This is a genomic window from Lachnoanaerobaculum sp. Marseille-Q4761 (genome assembly GCF_017565785.1).
In the GTDB taxonomy this organism is placed as follows: domain Bacteria; phylum Bacillota; class Clostridia; order Lachnospirales; family Lachnospiraceae; genus Lachnoanaerobaculum.
The window spans coordinates 327,400-344,934 of sequence record NZ_JAGEKB010000002.1 but is presented as its reverse complement, the minus strand read 5'-3'; the positions used below and the strand labels follow the sequence as shown (position 1 = coordinate 344,934).

The 17,535-nt window shown below is 34.9% G+C and carries 16 protein-coding genes; 15 read left to right on the top strand and 1 reads right to left on the bottom strand.

Going from position 1 to position 17,535, the window contains the following annotated elements; all coding sequences use genetic code 11:
- Positions 1 to 588 precede the first annotated feature (588 nt).
- From J4O15_RS08795 to J4O15_RS08775, 4 genes are all read left to right on the top strand, one after another.
- Positions 589 to 1,803, top strand: a complete 1,215-nt coding sequence (locus tag J4O15_RS08795) for a hypothetical protein (protein WP_330638749.1) — start codon at positions 589 to 591, stop codon at positions 1,801 to 1,803.
- A gap of 307 nt (positions 1,804 to 2,110) precedes the next feature.
- The gene (locus tag J4O15_RS08790) at positions 2,111 to 2,353 is read left to right on the top strand and encodes a type II toxin-antitoxin system Phd/YefM family antitoxin (protein WP_009218370.1); all 243 of its coding nucleotides are present in this window, start codon (positions 2,111 to 2,113) and stop codon (positions 2,351 to 2,353) included.
- Positions 2,354 to 2,490: 137 nt separating this feature from the next.
- Positions 2,491 to 2,727: a type II toxin-antitoxin system death-on-curing family toxin gene (locus tag J4O15_RS16460; RefSeq protein ID WP_334299464.1), complete on the top strand. Its 237-nt coding sequence runs from the start codon at positions 2,491 to 2,493 to the stop codon at positions 2,725 to 2,727.
- Positions 2,728 to 3,192: 465 nt separating this feature from the next.
- Complete coding sequence (locus tag J4O15_RS08775; RefSeq protein ID WP_208100492.1) at positions 3,193 to 3,729, top strand: histidine phosphatase family protein; 537 nt, start codon at positions 3,193 to 3,195, stop codon at positions 3,727 to 3,729.
- Between the two features lie 171 nt (positions 3,730 to 3,900).
- Here J4O15_RS08775 and J4O15_RS08770 read toward each other — a convergent pair whose 3' ends face one another.
- A complete protein-coding gene (locus tag J4O15_RS08770; protein WP_208100491.1) occupies positions 3,901 to 4,104 on the bottom strand; it encodes a hypothetical protein in 204 nt (67 codons plus the stop codon).
- A gap of 435 nt (positions 4,105 to 4,539) precedes the next feature.
- Here J4O15_RS08770 and J4O15_RS08765 point away from each other — a divergent pair, with 435 nt between their 5' ends.
- The 11 genes from J4O15_RS08765 (at position 4,540) to J4O15_RS08715 (ending at position 17,530) form a co-directional block, all read left to right on the top strand.
- Positions 4,540 to 5,139 (top strand): type IV toxin-antitoxin system AbiEi family antitoxin domain-containing protein, encoded by a 600-nt coding sequence (locus J4O15_RS08765; protein ID WP_208100490.1) that lies wholly within the window; start codon positions 4,540 to 4,542, stop codon positions 5,137 to 5,139.
- Entirely contained in the window at positions 5,136 to 5,543 is a 408-nt protein-coding gene (locus J4O15_RS08760; protein WP_208100489.1) for a hypothetical protein, read from the top strand. The genes J4O15_RS08765 and J4O15_RS08760 overlap by 4 nt, the downstream gene beginning before the upstream one ends.
- Before the next feature lie 149 nt (positions 5,544 to 5,692).
- The gene (locus tag J4O15_RS08755; RefSeq protein WP_208099814.1) at positions 5,693 to 7,018 is read left to right on the top strand and encodes an IS1380 family transposase; all 1,326 of its coding nucleotides are present in this window, start codon (positions 5,693 to 5,695) and stop codon (positions 7,016 to 7,018) included.
- A gap of 312 nt (positions 7,019 to 7,330) precedes the next feature.
- Positions 7,331 to 7,759, top strand: a complete 429-nt coding sequence (gene tnpA / locus J4O15_RS08750; protein ID WP_156791601.1) for an IS200/IS605 family transposase — start codon at positions 7,331 to 7,333, stop codon at positions 7,757 to 7,759.
- A gap of 350 nt (positions 7,760 to 8,109) precedes the next feature.
- On the top strand, positions 8,110 to 9,222 hold the full coding sequence (locus J4O15_RS08745) for an anaerobic sulfatase maturase (protein WP_208100488.1): 1,113 nt from the start codon (positions 8,110 to 8,112) through the stop codon (positions 9,220 to 9,222).
- A 426-nt stretch (positions 9,223 to 9,648) separates the two neighbouring features.
- The gene (locus J4O15_RS08740; protein ID WP_208100487.1) at positions 9,649 to 10,722 is read left to right on the top strand and encodes a LacI family DNA-binding transcriptional regulator; all 1,074 of its coding nucleotides are present in this window, start codon (positions 9,649 to 9,651) and stop codon (positions 10,720 to 10,722) included.
- A 110-nt stretch (positions 10,723 to 10,832) separates the two neighbouring features.
- Positions 10,833 to 12,164 (top strand): ABC transporter substrate-binding protein, encoded by a 1,332-nt coding sequence (locus J4O15_RS08735; RefSeq protein ID WP_208100486.1) that lies wholly within the window; start codon positions 10,833 to 10,835, stop codon positions 12,162 to 12,164.
- Positions 12,165 to 12,302: 138 nt separating this feature from the next.
- On the top strand, positions 12,303 to 13,211 hold the full coding sequence (locus tag J4O15_RS08730) for a carbohydrate ABC transporter permease (protein WP_008753165.1): 909 nt from the start codon (positions 12,303 to 12,305) through the stop codon (positions 13,209 to 13,211).
- A 13-nt stretch (positions 13,212 to 13,224) separates the two neighbouring features.
- The gene (locus tag J4O15_RS08725; RefSeq protein WP_208100485.1) at positions 13,225 to 14,109 is read left to right on the top strand and encodes a carbohydrate ABC transporter permease; all 885 of its coding nucleotides are present in this window, start codon (positions 13,225 to 13,227) and stop codon (positions 14,107 to 14,109) included.
- Positions 14,110 to 14,123: 14 nt separating this feature from the next.
- The gene (locus J4O15_RS08720; RefSeq protein ID WP_208100484.1) at positions 14,124 to 15,527 is read left to right on the top strand and encodes a sulfatase family protein; all 1,404 of its coding nucleotides are present in this window, start codon (positions 14,124 to 14,126) and stop codon (positions 15,525 to 15,527) included.
- Positions 15,524 to 17,530, top strand: a complete 2,007-nt coding sequence (locus tag J4O15_RS08715; RefSeq protein ID WP_208100483.1) for a heparinase II/III family protein — start codon at positions 15,524 to 15,526, stop codon at positions 17,528 to 17,530. The genes J4O15_RS08720 and J4O15_RS08715 overlap by 4 nt, the downstream gene beginning before the upstream one ends.
- The last annotated feature ends 5 nt before the right edge of the window (positions 17,531 to 17,535 follow it).

Here is a 17,535-nt window from a genome sequence, read left to right as displayed (position 1 = left end):
GTGCTCTTTTAATTTTGAGCACTTTTATTTTATATTATTATCATATGGATTTTGATGGAATACAAGGCATCATGTTATTGTGCGCTTACATTAAAATTCTTAGTTTAGAAAATAAAATGGTTTTTAATGAGCTAATTATGTGCTAGTTATTGGACAAAATAATTAGCACATAAGAATGGAAAAATTGCTTTCAATTTTTAGATAGACTGAGGTAGAGTTGTAAGCGACTTTGACCGAATGGTTAAGGTCTTTTTGTGGTTTTAGTGGTATAATAAACAATATGAATAAGCTGTTTTGGGAGAACGAAATGACTGATAGTAAAAAAGTGAAAAAAGTTGAAATAGACTCTATAAAAATTGCCTTATAGAGCGCAACAAACCTCTCTGAGAAGATAAAATTGGGACAAAATACTGTAGCTATTATAATTTTGATGAGTATGATTATTGGGAAGAAATTATAGAGACTTTAGAGACTGACAGATTAAAATAAATTTATGAGAGAGTTGAAGGTATGAAGTTTAATAAAATATATAAAATTATCTTGTTGCTTATAGCGATAGTATTATTAATATTTTTTTGGCAAGTTATAGTGAATTTTGTTGTTTCTACTAATTTAGAAGTTTCGCAAGGGAATCTATTTGCATTAACTATTATATTTTATTTAGAAATAATCTGTATATTAGTGATATATGATTTAGTAATTATTAAGTTATATATGGGAGTAAGTTCTTGTTTGAGTAAACTAGGTCAATGGGCTATAAGAACGAAAAAGGTGAGTATTGCACTTTACACAATTAGATTAAATTATTATTTGTTAAGACTAAGTATATTATTACGTGTAGGTTGGGTAACTTATGGTAGCTCTGAAAAAAATTCAGTCTGGATAGGGATATCTAAACTCTCCTTGACTAAGCTATTGCTTAATATATTTAGATTTATAATAAGCATACCTATGTTCTTGGCATTTTTGTCTGCTTGTTTCTCTTTGAAGATATTGAAAGGAGATATTGTCTATTATTTGCATAAGCTTCAAGAATTTCTAAGAGATATTTTGCAAATAAAAGTAAATATTAGTGATATCTTTTCAAGGTTACCAGCCCTTGCAGCTTTGATTACGATATTACCAAGTCTCTTCTTCTATTTCTATAGTCAAAAACGTTATGTTCGAAAAATAATTGATAAGGAAAATAGTCAATATTTTGAAGAAGTTGTCTTGTTGTACGAAAAATTATTAATTTGGATTGATAATCATATTTATAAATTATCTGAGAATTTTAATTATGTAATTAAATGTCAAGATTCAATTGTTGAGATATTTTTAAAAAAAGAGGTTCCTAACTATATATCATTAGCTGAGCAGCAGTATTATATACCTGGAGATATTGAGACATTTAGATTTGTTGAGATCACTGATTTGACTGAGTTTCTAGAAATTATGAGTAAATTGTCTAGTGATAGATTAAGGAAATATACACGAATATTTTCAGTTAAACGATTTGATATTTGGCGTCTTTATCTTCTTGATTTTCCTTTATTAAATGAAGAAGAAAAAATCGAAAGATCTTTCTATACTAAAAAAGGGATGGGTTCTAAACTGGATAATCGTGTTACTTCTTCGTGTGACTTTACTCAAGAGCAAATTGAGAAGAGGAGGAGAGAGGAACTGTCCAGATTATCCTGGTCTATTTATGATGAATTGGAGTTGCTATACAGGTTTAAGAGAGTAAGCGATTCGTTAAGAAAATATCTTTATTTTTCAAGAACAGAGCGACTGCTTCTAAAAGCATTAAATAAAGATAAATAAATTCATTCCATAGTATTATTCTAAATTACCAATTACATTTCGTTTGATAGTATAGGTAGGTACTATCAGCACATGTGGAGGCATTACGCCTATACACACTAAATTCTCTACCTATTTTGTGGTGAAGAGTTTAATACTTTGTTTTAATTGCAATTTTTACGTAAAGGATCTTGCACTGTTTTCAGCTGTAGCAGGTCGCAGAGATTTTACCGCAGAGATTTTAACTACTCCTACAGATTGCAATAGGTTGAATTTAACCTAATTATACGATATAATAAAAACATTAAATAGACAGGAGGTCATATCAATGAATGTGGATACTGAAAATCTGGTTTCAATTACGGAAGCAAACCGGAACTTTTCCCGTGTAGCTCGTATGGTCGATGAGAAAGGTTCAGTAATTATTCTTAAAAACAATTCTCCGCGGTACCTTTTGATTGAGTTTAATCAGGCACAGAGAGAACAGACTGCATCTGATGAAGATATTCTTGCACTGTCAAAGCGTCTCATTGAAAAGAACCGCGAGGCGTATGAGGTGCTTGCCAAATGATTATTCTCTCCAAGGAACAGGTCATTCTTCTACATGCTCAGCTGATAGCAGAAACAGGAGGTGCTAAAGGAGTCCGAGACGAGGGACTACTTGAATCGGCGCTCTATGCACCGTTCTAGTCATTTGGTGACAGAGATATATATCCGTCCATTCAGCAAAAGGCGGCACGTTTTGGCATAGGACTTACAAAGAATCATGCCTTTATTGATGGAAATAAGCGTATTGGGGCACATGCAATGCTTATATTTCTTGCGCTTAACAAGATTGAACTAAGCTATACACAGCATGATTTGTCAGACACATTTTTGAAAATAGCTGCAGGAGTCTTTTCTTTTGGTGATCTGTTGAAATGGATACTTGATCATCAGGTCTGATTACAGCATCAGGCCTTCTACTGTAGGACTTGATTAGCTTACCAATGTCAGAAATGTTAAACTCTACCCATAAATACACAAGAGCATTTGAAGAAGGAGTGCCGATCAGTAATTCGATGTTTGTATTGGCAAAAGAATAAGGAAAAATCTTAAAAATTGAAAAAATAGAATAGAATAATGAATTAAAATAAAAGCTTAGATATAAATATTTGTCGGTGTGGTATTTAGGACTGCACCGGCTCTTCTTTTGTTCGGATATCGACTTTTCGGATCTTTTGGCGACCTCATCTGCTTCATCCGGTTTATGCTCGATATCGTCTGTGAGTGCAGAGTCTTGTTCAACACTATTTCTAAAATCAGATACGGGACAAATATTAATCATAATGCAATTTCCTTTTAATCATTATTTTATCATAAAAACAATATAGAGCGGCCGAAACCGCTATGACTTATTCGGGAGGTATCGTGAAAGTAATTATTATGCGACATTCAAGGGTAAAATATATATGGAAAAAATGGTATACCTCAGACGAATTTGATAAAGCCTGCAAAGAATACGATAGGGCTTTTGTCGAACACACTGAGCAAAACTTTCCTGATTTTAATTATAAAAATATTTATATAAGTTCACTGTCAAGAAGTAAAGAGACTGCTATAAATATATTTGGACAAGCTTACCTTAGACAAACAGAACTGATAGATGAAGTGCCTTTAAGGTCAGCTTTTGATTCGAAGATTAGATTACCATTGTGGTTTTGGAATTTTGCGGGACGAATTCAGTGGCTTTTTAATTTTGAAAGACAGAGTGAAGGCAGATTTAATACTAAAAAACGTGCAAAAAGTTTTGTAAATATGCTTTGTAGGGATGGAAAAGATGCTATAGTAGTAACACATGGATTTTTTATGCATACTTTATTGAATGCCTTTAAGGATAATGGTTTTAGGTATGATAAAGCAAATGTACATTATAAAACCGGAAGTTATGTTGTGGTAGAGAAATAATTATTACAAATTACGTGACTTTTAGTCACACGTACTTATTTTGACGCTTACTATTAAGCTTATAATTGCTTTTGATATAATCTTCATTTTCAATCTTTTATACATAAACACATGAATTGTATCTTGATAATGGTATTTACAGCTATAAGTAGTTATCTTTCACCATAAGTATTATATTTCCTCTATTGATTTTATTTCAGATTCGTCCAGTTCTATTCCCGATCGTGCAGCCTTACTTGAAATTATTCCAATGCTGTCAAGATACGGTTTTTCATTTTCTTCTGCTGTGCAAAACATGTTAACATAACCCACTACAGTCTCACCATATATGGTCTCAACTCTTACATGTTTAAACAAATACTTTTCTAAATCCATTCGTTTCTCCTGAGCGGAACCGCATGCGTTCACTTTTTTGAATAATGAATAATAAATCTATTTGTTTCTGATTGTTTTTCACCCATAGTATAGCCTATGTTATTTTCTATTTCAATTATTTCCTTAATGTAACTGATTTTTATTTGCACAAAATCTGTTCTATGCGGTTCTTTACATTTTTGTAATCAAGTATTTTTGTAATATGTGTGTTTAATTTTTCTACACAGTATAACGAGCCTCAAAAGGAGTATGATATCCGTTATATGCCTGACTTGTTTTTTTGCAGATTCTTGGGAGAAATTGGGACAGATTAGAGCATATATTGAAAGAATGAAGGCTAAGTTCAATGCCTTGATTATTTCTGAAAAAGGTCAAGAATATTGACTTTTATTCTTATAAATAATATAATTTAAGAACGAAAAGGCGGTGATAAAAATGAGTAAACGAGAACTACTACTAAGAAAAATAAAAGAAAATAATGGGATTATAACTACCAAAGAAGCCTTAAATCTTGGTATTCATAAGGATATACTAAAAGAATTAACTATAAAAGAAGAACTTGAAAAAATAGCTAACGGACTCTATGTACTTCCGGGTGAGAATATTGATGAGTATCTTTATTTCTCATATAGAATACCCAAAGGTATTTTTTCTCACGAAACAGCAGCGTATTTACAAGGATTATCAACAAGAATGCCCCTTGTTTATGTGATGAGTGTAAAGGTAGGAGATAATGTCAGCAGAGTTAAGTCGGCAAGAGATAATATTATTTTTAAGTATGTAAAAAAAGATTATTACGATATTGGGAAAATAACTATAACCGGTCCCTTTGGCAGAGAAATATCAGTGTATGACAAAGAAAGAACTATACTTGATATTATCAAAGATAAGGACAGAATAGATGCCCAAGTATTTAGCGAGGTGATAAAATCTTACTTTGCAAGTAAGGAGAAAAATTTATTAAAACTGTCGAAGTATGCTGTTAAGATGAATATGGAGCAAGCTTTAAATCGATATACGGAGGTGCTACTATGAAAACATCGGAACAGATAAAAGGAGCGATTAGGAACATATCTAAGAAAACGGGAGTTAATCCGAACTCTCTAAATGAAGTTTCCATAACAAAAATCTTAAACGAAATATTAGCGATTAAAATTGACGCAGATATTGAATATAAGTTGATTAAATTATCGCCAATAAGACAGGAAGATGTATTAAGTAAAGCAATAGAAAGAACAAGTAAATACAGAGGTTCTTTTGAAACAGCTTTACAGTACAAGGAAATAGTAGAGTTGTTCCGAGAAAGTGAAATACCAAAAGAACTATGGAAAAAATACACACAGAATAACCCATATGCCAAAGATGTTGATTTCTTAGATACTATATCAGTTTATGAAGAAATAGGTACTGTATTAAATGTTAACCTAAATTATTCATAGCATAGCTATGTCTGCGGCTGAAAGCCACATAATTACTGCATTTACAAAACTTTCTTACTTTCACCTAAAAAGTGAATAGAAAAAGGACCTCTTTCTTGGTAAAATTAAGGTGTCAAATCAAAACAATGCCAAGGAAAGGAAGTCCTCTTATGTCAATTTTAAACACTATTTCACTTGAAAGCAACAAGAAAATTAAAATAAATTTTAACGGTGGAAATCTCTCTTCTGATGGAGGGCTGCTCCTCATCAAAGAATTCGCTGCAAAGGTAGGTCTTATAAAGCTTGTGAAAAAGCTCTTCAAAACCAATGACCATACAAACAGCCGTATTCATACAGATTCTGATAACCTTATGCAGATGCTCTACCAAATTATAGCAGCCTATTTTGAGGATGATTGTGCAGATGAACTGATTAATGATCCGGTATTAACATCTATTTTGGAAAAAGAAGCCTTGGCTTCTCAACCTACACTATCTCGTTTTTGGAATAGAATGGACAACGACACTCTTACACAGCTTGATTCTATAAATGCAAAAATGCGTGATATTGTCTATTCTATTAAGGCTCCGGAGCACATGATGTTTGACCTTGATTCTACACTGCTTAACACCTACGGCAAGCAGGAAGGCGAAGGTTTTAACTTTCATTATCAGGCTCACGGTTATCATCCACTACTTTGCTATGACGGAATTACAGGTGATCTTTTAAAGGCTGAACTTCGTAACGGCACACAGTATTGTAGTAATGATGCTGACAAATTCATGATTCCACTGTTACAGGAATACCGTGCAAAATATCCATCGCTCCCTCTTTATCTTCGTGGTGATAGCGGTTTTGCTTCTCCTGATTTATACAAGGCTTGCGAAGATAACGACTGTAAGTATGCAATCCGCTTGAAGCAAAACCGAACATTGATAAAATACGCTGCAGATGCTGATACAGCATTATTTAGAGCAGCCCGTGAAAATCAAACGGATTATATGGTGGAATACGGTGAGTTCTATTATCAGGCAGGAAGTTGGTCGCATCCAAGGAGAGTTGTTTTTAAAGTAGAAAAACCCTATAATCAGTTTATTCACCTATATACTTTTATTGTCACTACAATGAAATCAGAACCACACAAAGTAATTCAATTTTATTGTGGGCGTGGCAAGATGGAGAACTTCATAAAAGAAGGTAAATCAGGGTTTGGTTTTTCTTCAGTAAGCAGTCGAACCAAGGTAGTCAACGCAAATCGTTTACAGGTACATGCTCTTGCATACAACCTGTTTAATTGGTTTAGGCGATTGGTGCTCTCTACAAATATGAGAAAGCAACAAATCAATACCATTCGCTTAAAGTTGCTAAAAGTAGCTGCAAAAGTAGTAAATAAGGCAAGATATATAGTACTCAAATTGTGTAGCAGTTGCCCTTATAAGAAAGAATTCTATGAAACGATTTCAAACATTATGAAACTGCCACTACAGTTGGAATAGTAGTAACTTATGAGCCTTGATAATCCAATATCAAATGACTATTTTTGATACATAGGGATAGTGCACCCTTTTTTCAGGTGATTTTCCAACTTACGAACGAGATAGCTTTATAAAACAATTATCTTGTAGGCTTTTTAAGCCAAATCTACTGTGGTGAATAATTCAGGGTTAATGATGATACTAAATGAAAAAAGCTATTAATCCCCCATCTGAGATGGGGGAACCGGCAAAGCCAAAGCGTTACTTAGAGTATTAAAAACTCCTATGCTATAATGATATTGGTTTCGCAGGCCATATCAAAGCATAGGAGGTATCCAAGTGGATAATCAAAGTATAACACATACACGTTGGAATTGCACTTACCATATTGTTTTTATACCAAAATACAGAAGAAAAATCATGTATGGAGAAACAAAAAAAGATTTGGTGGAAATAATAAAAAAGTTGTGTGAGATGAAACAGGTAAAGTTGATAGATGGAAGAGTATGTATAGATCATATTCATATGTATATAGCAATTCCACCAAAAATAAGTGTATCGGAATTCATGTCATATTTAAAAGGTAAAAGTGCATTAATGCTATTTGATAGACATCCTGAGTATAGAAATAAATGGGGCGATCGTCATTTTTGGGCAAGAGGATATTATGTATCAACAGTAGGAAATGTAAATGAAGAAACAATCTTGAAATATATTAAGGAACAAGAAGAAAATGATAAGGTAGCGGACGGAAGAAAGTAGAAGAGCCTTCTTTAGGAGGCTACCGATAAAAATGGTACTGCGAAATCCCGCCCTTGGCGGAACCGGAGAAATACCCCGGAGGGGTTAAAATTAAACCCCCATTTGAAATGGGGGTTGTTAACTAGTATTATGTTTGGTGTAGTCTCTAGGATTTCAAAAGAGGTTCTACCACTACAAATATATCGACATCGGCAGCTGTTGCTAAAAATGACCGGAGAGTAGCTTGATGCAAACCTAAAGAAATGCGTTGATTCCATAAAAGCAGGAATGGTATATTCTGCAGATGAAGTCAATGCATTACGTGCAAAAGAATTTGACTTATAATTTACACTAACAAAAAAGGAGACCACATGCCCCCAATAACTGTTTTAATCAAGCCGGCATCCAGTTTATGCAATATGTCCTGTGAATATTGTTTTTACTGTGATGAGGCGAATAAGCGTACACATGATTCCTATGGATTTATGTCTGAGAAGACTTTAAAAAATACAATCAGAAAAACCATGCTTAGGGCGGAGGGCAGCATACACTACGCTTTTCAGGGAGGTGAGCCTACTTTATGCGGTATTGATTTTTTTAAAAAAGCATTGGCTTACCAGAGACAATATAATAAAAATAATGTAGAAGTAAGTAATGCTCTTCAAACGAACGGCTTTACATTGACGGATGAATGGTGTTCTTTTTTTAAGGAAAATAATTTTTTAATTGGATTGTCTGTAGACGGTACGGAAAAAATACATAATTCCTACCGTCATACAAAATCCGGAGATTCTACCTTTGAGAGAGTAATAAACTCAGCGAAGCTTCTTGATAAATATAATGTGGATTATAATATTTTAACGGTTGTTACATCTGATGTGGCAAAGAATATTTCCGACATATATCACTTTTATAAAAAGCAGGGCTGGAAATATCAGCAGTACATAGCCTGTCTTGATCCCATTGATGAAGAGCGTGGAACTAAGTCATATTCTTTGACCTCAGAGATTTACGGAGAGTTTTTAATTAAATTATTTGATCTATGGTACAAGGATTATAAAAAAGGAAAAGATCCTTATAACAGGCAGTTTATAAATTATATAAACCTTGCCGGGGGGTATATGGCGGAATCCTGTGAGCAGAATGGAGTATGTGGGATTCAAACGGTAGTGGAAGCTGACGGAAGTGTATATCCCTGTGATTTCTATGCTATGGACGAATATTGCCTTGGGAATTTTAATGAAAACAATATGAGCGAGATAGACGAAAAAAGACTTGAAATAGGCTTTATAGAAAAATCATTTAAGCTGGATAGCGGATGCAGGGAATGCAAATATTACAGAGTCTGTAGAGGCGGATGTCAACGCAATAGAGATTTTAATCCGGATAGCGGATTATACAGTAATTATTTTTGTAAAGCTTATAAAATATTCTTTGATGCCTGCTATGACAGAATACTTGAGATAGCAAAAAGCTTAAGCTGAAAATGACAAAAAAACCTTGATTATTCAAGGTTTTTTTGAGTTGCAGTTCAGGTATTATATATTTTGTGACTTTTAATTTTACAATCCTTAAATCGTTTAACTCTTTTATAAAAACCGGGCAGGATTTAGCAGTAAAGGACTTATTCGAGTGCATTTTGCCGCTACAAAAGTGAACAAACAAGTTTTTTAAAATTGCGTAAAATCATGCGAAGTTTTAAGAAAGAGTTGCGATTAGGATTGTAAAATAAGCTCTAAAGGGGTAGCGAAACTGTAATTTTTTCAAGCTGATAGATTTTATACAACTTAAATAAAAATATTGACAACAAAATGATTTTGGTATATACTTACCACATAAGTAAACGGTTACGCAAACGATAATTTAAATTATATCTTGATTCACTTTAAAAGATTGGAGATGAATTATTTATGAAGAAAGCTTCAGGAAAGGTAACCATAAAGGATATATCAAAAGAATTGGGTATATCTGCTGTTTCTGTTCACAGAGCTCTCAGGGGTAAGGAAGGAATAAGCGACGAACTTCGTTCCAAGATTATAGAAACAGCGAATGAAATGGGGTATGTGGAAAATTATGCTGCAGCTTCCATTAAGAGAAAAACACAGAGGGTTGCGGTGGTTCTCCCTAAGGATAAATGGGAAAAAAAGATTTATTTTGACTATTTATGGCTTGGCATTAACAAGGGTGCGGATGAACTGAAGGGATTAAATATAGAAATAAGTCCTTTTGTATGTGATAACGAAGAAATGCAACTTGAACAGCTGAAAGAGATTGCAAAAATGGGACCGGGTGAGTACGGGGGAGTTATAACAATTTCTTTCACAAGAGCAGCTGAGGTACTTATGCAGTTTCAGAGTATGCTCGCAAGGGATATGAAGGTTTTGGTAATAGATGATCATATCGAAATCCCGGAAGGCCTTATCAGTATTCCGCCAAGGGAAGTACAGGTGGGTAAAGTGGCGGCGGAGCTTGCCGGACTTATAACATCCGATAAGGGAAGGTTACTTGTATCCTGCGGACGCACAGACTCTAAAATACATGCAAATCGCTTGGAAAGTTTTTGTAATTATATAAAGGAGAACAAACCGGGGCTGACAATAGAGCTTATAACAGGATATACAAGAAATATGGATCATAGGGGAGAGTTATATAAAAATGCCTGTGAGGCACTTGATAAGTATAGTGATATATGTCTTATGTATGCTCTTACTTCTCATGACAACAGAGCATTTGTAGAAGCCCTTGAAAAACAAGGAAAAAACAAAAATGTTGCAATAATAGGTACCGACTTAAATGAAGAGACCTTGGAGTTTCTGAAGCAAAAGAAAATGTCGGCGGTTATAGATCAAAATCCTTATGAAAAAGGATATATGGCTTTTAAGATAATGGTGGATTGTTTAATAAAAAATATTTCCGTTCCCGATGTTATACCATGTAGAATCGATATTGCTCTTGAAAATAATGCGGATCTTTATATGGATTGACAGACTCTTAACGAAGCTTTTTCGTAGAATTATATTTTCTGTTTTCCCAAAAGGAATACAGTTTAATAAAATTTGTAAAAATTTATATGTAAATATACAAGGAGGATTATATGAAAAGAAAGTTTTTACAAAAAATTGGTGTTGTTATGATTTCCGGTGTGATGATAGTGTCGGCACTGGCAGGATGCGGTAATAATACAGCTAAGGAAAGTACTACAGCCGCTCAATCATCAGGAGAGAGTACAAGTGCCCAAGCACAGGGTGAGAGTAAAACCGACGGTCCTGACTACAGTGGTGTAAAGCTTGTGTACTGGTCAAACTGGGAAGCTACCGAGCCACAGGGAATTGTTATTGCAGAGGCTGTTAAAGCTTATGAAAAAGAAACCGGTGTAGAGATAGAGGTAGAGTTTAAAGGTCGTAAAGGGATTAAAGAAGGTTTGATTCCGGCTCTTGATGCAAAACAGCAGGTAGACTTCTTTGACGGACAGGGAAATAAGAGCAATTACGGAGATCGTATTATAAGCCTTGAGGATTTGGTTAAAGAAAGTGATTATGAGTCACGTTCAAATCCGACAATGATGAAGCTTTTCAGAAGCTATAATGAAGGTGTACTTAAAGAGATTCCATATCAGTTTAAGGCAAATGCTTATTTTTATAATAAAAAGCTTTTCAAGGAAGCAGGAATAGATAAGGCACCTGCAAACTGGGAAGAATTCCTTGCTGCATGTCAGAAGCTTAAAGACGCGGGAATAACTCCGATTACTACTGATGATGCCTATGTACCACAGGCTTTCGGTATGCATCTTGGAAGACTTGTAGGAAGTGAAGGCTTAAAGGAAACCATTAACAATAATGAGTGGGACAGACCTGAGGTTTTACAAACAGCTAATGACCTCGCAGAGCTTGCATCAAAGGGATATTTCTCAGAGCTTGTGGCTTCAAATGTATTCCCGACAGGACAGAATACCGAATTTGCTACAGGTAAGGTTGCAATGTATGCAGTAGGAACATATGTGGTTAATGAAGTTAAAAATATTACAGGACCTGATTTTGAATGGGGATTCTTTGCATATCCTGAAGTTAATAACGGAATTAATGGTTCAGAAGCTATGATGATAGGTGGACAGAGCTTTGCCATTACTTCAGTATGTAAAAATAAAGAGGCTGCATTCGGATTTATCGAGAAGATGACAAGAGGCGAATATGACGAGAAGCTTGCTAAAGAGAGCATAAGTCTTCCGGCAGATTCACAAAATCATTCATGGCCGGAGCAGCTGGCTGATGTAAAACCATACTTTGACAATTGTACAGAGATTATGGGTGGTGCTGAAAGCAATCCGGAGATTACACCGGCATTAAAGGAGAATTTGATCAAGCTTTATTCAGGAAAAATTACAGGTACTGAATTTGTTGAGAATATGAAGAAGGCGGCAGGAAAATAAAGGCTTAAATAAACAAAGAGGGCAGGCGGGTAACGAGGTCGTTATTTGACCTGCTCTTTTTAAACATCATAATGCTACCTGTAAGATAAGTAGCTTAAATAAGCCCGTTTGTTACCTGTTTCAGAAGGGAAAATATTTATGAAACGTAATAAAAGTATGATTTGGGCATTTACTATTCCCGGAACAATATTGTTTCTTGGAGTATTTATTTACCCAATAATAAGAACCGTAATTATGAGTTTTTTTAAGATTGTGGAAATTACGGATCCGATAAGTAAGTGGGAGTTTAGAGGGCTTGGAAATTATGCGGATTTATTTAATGCTCCATTGTTTATACAGTCACTTATCAATATAGCAAAGATATGGACAATCGGAGGTATAGTTACACTTTCAATATCTTTATTATTAGCTATTATTTTAACAAGTGGAATAAGGGGAAAGGGATTTTTTCAGGCGGCAATATATTTGCCAAATGTAATAAGTGCGGTAGCTATGGCTACAATGTGGATTCAATATGCCTTTAACTCTTCATATGGATTTTTTACAACATTTTTTAGAATAATAGGTTTGGAGAGTCTTGCAAAAATACAATGGTTGGATGCGGAGCATAAGTTCTTTGCACTTTTATTTTCTTACTGCTTCGGAATGATAGGACATCATATGCTTATATGGATTAGCGGTATTGAAAGAATAAGTAAGGAATACTATGAAGCTTCAGGTATAGACGGAGCAAATAAGTTTCAGCAGTTTTTTCATATAACATTGCCGCTTTTAAGAGGAATTTTAAGAACAAATATTATTATGTGGTCAATAAGCATTGCCGGATTCTTTATATGGTCTCAGCTTTTCTCACCTTTAACCGCAGATACATCTACTGTAGTTCCTATGGTTTATATGTATACAAAGGTGTTCGGAGCTGAAACCGCTGATATTATTTCCCGTGATGCCGGGGCAGGTGCAGCAATAGGTATAATTCTTTGTGCTTTTGTAATAATTATATTTAGAGTTGCCAACAAGGTTCTTAAAGATGATGATTTGGAATTTTAAGAAAGGTTAGATTATGAAAGCACTGAAAAATAAAGAAAAATCCGCACCTTTTAATTTATCAAAAGAGATTAAACTTTTACCGGGATATATAATTTTAATACTTTGGGTTGCCTTTACGGCGGTACTTTTAGGTTGGGTGGTGGCGGCAAGCTTGTCCACTACTGCGGATATATTCTCGGGAGATATTTTAGGATTTAAAACGGGACTTCATTTTGAGAATTATGCCAAGGCATGGGTATCATCAAATGTTTCGGTATTTTTTGTCAATTCACTCATTTATGCGGTTTTATCCTGTGCATTTATTATCCTTGTATGTGCACCATATGCCTATGTTTTGCAAAGATTTGAATTTAAGGGAAGAAAGCTTATCACTTCTGCACTGGCGGGAACTATGGGAGTACCGCTTATAATGGTAATAATACCTTTGTATACCTTGGTGGCTGGAGCAGGAATGCTTGGCAATGCTTTTTCAAACAGAATAGTACTTATAGTTTTGTTTGTAGCCATAAAGGTACCATATACAACGACTTTCCTTATGGCATACTTTGCCAACATATCAAGTGCCTATGAAGAGGCGGCTGCAATAGACGGATGTCATCCGATAAAGGCTTTTTGGCTGATTGTATTTCCGTTAGCACAGGGCGGAGTTGTAACGGTAACAATTTTTAATTTTATAGCAATATGGAATGAATATTTCCTTTCACTTTTGTTTGTAAATTCAGAGAAACTAAGACCTGTAGCACTGGGATTATTCTCAATGATTAACGGAATGAAATACAGCGGTGACTGGTCAGGATTATTTGCTTCAGTAATAATTGTATTTATACCGACATTTGTGCTTTATATAGGACTTTCAAAGAAAATCATCGGTGGAATAACCGGAGGAGTGAAGGGCTAGGAAGGAAGTACAATATGAATTTATTGTTTGTTTTTGCAGATCAATGGAGAGCCGGAGCTCTCGGATATGCAAAGGAAGATCCGGTTAAAACTCCGAATATGGATAAGTTTTGTGAAGAATCTACTTATTGTGATCACACTTTCAGTACCTTTCCGGTCTGCTCTCCTCATAGAGCCAGTCTTATGACCGGAAAATATCCTCTCTCAGCAGGATTTTTTACAAATTGTAAGAGGGGATTATCTTTAAGGTTAAAAGATGAAGAGATATGTATAGGTCAGGTACTTAAAAAATCGGGTTATGATACCGCATATATCGGAAAATGGCATTTGGATGAACCTGAGCAAAACTATCATGAGTTTCCAAAATCCGGTGCAAGAGATTGGGATGCCTATACTCCGCCGGGAGTAAGAAGGCATGGATTTGATTATTGGTATTCCTACGGTACCTATGATATGCATTTATCACCGCATTATTGGCATGACAGTGATGAGATGATTAAGGTAAACAAATGGTCGCCTGAGCATGAAACGGATAAGGCAATAGAATATCTGTCAAAAATAAGGGATAAATCAAAGCCCTTTGCAATGTATATATCTTGGAATCCGCCACATAGTGTTTACAGTGAAGTTCCGGATGAATATTTAAAACTGTATGAGGATGTGGAGTTAAAGGAGAATGTGAGTTTAGAGAATATTCATCATCACACAGGTGAAAATGCTGCAATGAGTGAGGAAGAGCTTAGACTTACCACAAAGCAGTATTATGCGGCTATAAGCGGTCTTGACAAGCAGTTTGGAAGGTTGATTGACTTCCTAAAAGAAAATAATTTATATGAGGATACTCTTGTTATCCTGTCGGCGGATCATGGTGATATGATGGGTTCACACGGACTGATGGGAAAGCATGTCTGGTATGAGGAGTCAATAAAAATTCCTTTTGTATTGCATGTACCGGGAAACAATAATAAAAGATGCTACACCTGTATAGGAAGTCAGGATATGATGCCTACTGTCTTGGGGCTTTTGGGTTGTTCCATACCTGACAGTGTTGAAGGAGAGGACTGCTCAAAATTTATTAAAGGAGCAGAGGATAAGAATAGAGTAAGCTTTATTATGGCATGCCCGGGCAGAGCGGATTTTGTGGAAAAATTTAAAAAAGTCGGTAAGGATCCTGCCGGATTTGGATGGCGAGGTGTTAGAACACAGGAGTATACCTATGTTATGGAACTGGGATATGATGTTATTTCTAATCCCAAAAGATATCTTTATGATATTAAAAATGATCCGCAGCAAAAAACAATTCTTGATTTAGAGATTGAAGAGAATAAAAGGCTTGCAAAAAAGATGGAAGAGGAAGTCATTAAATGGATGGAGCGTCAAAATGACGGTTTCCTTAAGAATTGGAAGACTGCAATATGAATAATATAGATTTGTTGTGGGATGATTTTAAAGAGCATTTTGCATTTAAGAAAGAAGATTATATAAAGATTGCGGACTTTTGTAATAAAAACTGCAAAGAAATGAGGGATATTGTTCTTCAAACCGCAGATGAAGTTGTTGAAAATACATTTCTTTTCAGACTTCCATGGGATATGGAAGCCACAAATGAGGCGGTAAATTTTAAAGAAAAAATAAAGTGGAATTATTGCTTTAATGAGGATGAAGAATTTATTTTTCAATTAAATAGGCACAGATATTGGATATGTTTGGGGCAGGCATTTTGGATCAATCAAAATGATATATATGTAAAGACTTTTCTAAATCAGTTGCTTGACTGGATAAATGAAAATATAGATATTAAAAATGCCGACAGAAAAGTTTGGAGAACGCTTGAAACAGGGCTTCGTGTAGACTACTGGGTAAGGGCAATGTCATTTTTCATATCCCATCCTCTTATTACAGATGAAATAAAGGAAAAGTTTTTCTATGCATTATCCATACATGCAAAGCATTTGGCAACAAATCCTAAAAAGGGATTTTCCATAAAAAGCAACTGGGGAGTAATGGAGTATGCAGGTCTATATGTACTTTCTCATGTGCTGAAAAATGATGAATATAGAAAAAAAGCAATTTATTTTCTAAAAATGGCACTTTATACACAGATACATGATGACGGAATGCAATGGGAGGCATCCCCAATGTATCATAATGAAGTATTGGATACATATTTGGAAGTTTTAAGAGTGGCTAAGCTTTATAATGACGACGTTTTTTCAGAAGACGAAAAAGGGATTATAAAAAATATGGCTTATGCGACTTTATATCATACTTATCCAAATCACCATCAAATCTTGACCGGAGATTCGGATGACACTGATGTAAGAGATTTATTAAGTCGGGCGGCATTATTGTTTAAAGATGTAAAACTTAAATTCGCAGCTTATAAGGAACTTGATTTTGAAAGCGCATGGCTTTTTGGTCCTGAGGGGATAGATTTTTATGAGAAATTGGAAGCTAAGGAACCCCCCGGAGGACTTATGGCTTGTCATGAAAGCGGCGAGGCAATATGGCGAAATTCCTATAATGATGATTCAAGCTTTATATATTTTAGAAACACAAGTCTTGGGGGAGGTCACGGGCATCAGGACAAGCTTCATATTGAAATTTGGTTTGAGGGTGAGGAAATACTTAGAGACAGCGGGCGTTTTACATATAAAGATATTGATGAAAGATATAGACTTAAAGGCAGTCAGATTCACAATGTTCCCATTATAAATAACACTGAGTATGCGGAGTGTAGGGATTCATGGATATATAAAAGCCTACCGGCTTCCATGGGCAATACTTTTGTTATAAAAGAAAACATGCTGTTATTTGAAGGATTTCACTGTGGGTATATGAACATTGGAGTGCTGCTTAGAAGGCGTGTTGTAGCACCGACATCCGATATCATTATTATAAGTGATGAAATTATCGGGAATAAAGACCATGTTTTATCACAGCATTTTGCCTTTGGAAAGAATATAAGCTTAAAGACGGAAAGTAATGTGGTAATCGGAAAAGGTGAAAGATGTGAATTTAGTGTAAAGAGCTTTGATGAAAACGGTGAAATATTACCTGATATAATAAATTCTCCGCTCTCAAGACATTATAATCAGATAGAAGAAACGAGTGCTCTTAATATAAATACAAGGAGTTCATATTTTTTAACTACTATAATTACCAAAAACATGGTAAATAAAAAAACAGAGATTATAAAAGAGGATGTATACAATTTTTCTTATGAAACTATGCTTGCAAAGGATGCAGCCCAAGGATATGTAATTACAAGAAATGAAGAGAAATACGGGGTTGTTCTCATTAGAAATGATGTGGGGAACCATAGTGACTTAAACGGTATAAGAGGAGTATACGGGCTTGGACAAACCATGGTCGCTGCATTTCATAAAAATCCCGAATATATGACTGTGCTTAAATGGTAGAATTT